We start from the raw sequence: 2,017 nt of genomic DNA on the forward strand, positions 1-2,017 counted from the left end.
GCTCTTGCGGATAAAAAATGTCCCACTCAGTTATCTAGCTTCGACTCCGCTCAGCTAAGGTTGGCTGAGCGGAGTCGAAGCCACAGGTACTTTAATTACTAGCAAGTCCCTTAATGGATTTGGGTTTTAACTCCCAAAAGTATAGCCACACTTTTGGGAATTCGTATAACCTAGGTTGGTGTTGATTCATCTGGGGGAACTTGTATTTCTAAAGGATTGAGATTTATATCTAGATCGCTTGATACCACAGACTGTTGCGGTACACCGATCGCAATTCCCTCCTTTTCCATAGCGATCTTGAGGCGACGACGGAATTCCCTTGCGACCGACCATTGCTGAAGGGGTTGGGTCTTAATCCAAGTACGAATTAACATCCCAGAATGCTCTAAGTCATCGATCCCCAAGACTTCGGGTGGTTCGAGGATTTTGGTACGCCAAATATATTCTTGATAAATTTCTTGGGATAATTGGCGAAGGACATTCAGCGCCAGATCGGGATCGGTATCGTAGGCAACTCGAATCGTCAGATCGACCCTTGCCCAGTCTTTAGAAAGGTTCTGCACGATCGCGATCGCACTATTCGGAATGGTAATGAGTTGCCCCTCGTTATTGCGAACTTGGGTGATGCGAAGATTCATATTCTCAACCAAGCCCCCTAGTTTTCCGACAATAATGACATCGCCGACCGCATATTGATCTTCGAGAATAATCAGGAAGCCATTGATTATATCTTTAATCAATCCCTGCGCCGCAAAGGAAATAGCAATACCGACGATCCCCGCACCCGCTAAGAGCGGAATTAAATCAAACCCAATCGTGGAGAGAATTGCCAAAGTTCCCAAGCCCACTAAGATAATAGCGGTAACATTTCTTAGAACCTGCGATACCGTCGATACCCGTAGATCCAAGCGCTGATAGGGTTTGAGCATGGCAAAGTCCTTAGCCTTTAGAAATCCCGAAAAACGCTCGATCAGGAGATTGCTAATCCGAATTAATAGGTAAGTCCCTAAGACGATCGCTAAAATTTGCAAAGGCGTAGATAACAAGAAAGACTGAAAACCCCTTGTGTAGGGAACCAAGCCTAAAATCGTAAAACTAGAAACCCCTAAAACCCCTAAGTAGCCAAGCTCTAGAATTCGTCGTTGCAGGTCGCAGAGATTAGCCTTTTGTCTTTGTTTTAGCTGTTGAGCTAAGTCGGTAACTGCCACAGAATCAAGGTATGGGGAGGCGGTATGTTCGAGTTGAGCTTCAATGGTTTCTTGCTTGAGCTTTAAACGCTTGAGCCAATGGCTAATTACCCTAATAGCCACAATCGTCGCCAATAAAATCCCCAAAGCAATTCCCCCTCGTTCGATCAAAAACTGAGGTTGACGTTCCTGCCGAGCGCGAATGAGAGCGTCCCGCAGGATTTCGGTCAGTTGATTCGCCCAGCCTTGAGGATCGCGTCCTTGCAGTTGGGCATCCATTGTCGTCACAGTCATGAGATAGCGATCGTTAATGGCGATTATGGGTTGATCGCTCTGGCGATCGATGTTGGCGGTCACCTGCAAAGTCTCAGGATCGAATTTGCTATTGGCAACATGGCTCAATTCATTTTCAATTCCCTGAACACGCTGTTCGACAGGAAATCTTTGATTGACCGTCGGAGAAGCTAGGGCAAATAAGGGATAGCCATCAAGCCGAACGACAGCCCGATCGACACTAGCAACATCGATCGCCTTTTCACGGGTTAACCAATTTAGCTTTAAAAATTCAGATTGCCCCCAAGCAATTTGACTGCGATCAAGACGGCTATTAATAGAGGGGAGTGAGGTAACTATCAAAATCGATAAAATCGACAAAATAGCGAAAAAAAGCCGTTTTCCCCAAATTTTCCAAGGGTGGATTTTTATTTGGATAGAACGATGAGGCATGGGTAATGGGTAATGGGTAATGGGTAATGGGTAATGGGTAATTCGTATAGTCGTTTTAAATAACTTGTAGACGGGCTTCGACTTCGCTCAGCCCTCGGTGTAAG

Annotated in this window: 1 protein-coding gene; it reads right to left on the reverse strand. The window is 45.7% G+C overall.

Features of this window, described 5'->3' with window-relative positions; translation table 11 throughout:
- Window positions 1-170: 170 nt before the first annotated feature.
- Complete coding sequence (locus tag AC805_RS15400; RefSeq protein WP_197278742.1) at window positions 171-1,823, reverse strand: mechanosensitive ion channel family protein; 1,653 nt, start codon at window positions 1,821-1,823, stop codon at window positions 171-173.
- Window positions 1,824-2,017: the final 194 nt, after the last annotated feature.

This window comes from Pseudanabaena sp. 'Roaring Creek' (genome assembly GCF_001402795.1).
Classification (GTDB): domain Bacteria; phylum Cyanobacteriota; class Cyanobacteriia; order Pseudanabaenales; family Pseudanabaenaceae; genus Pseudanabaena.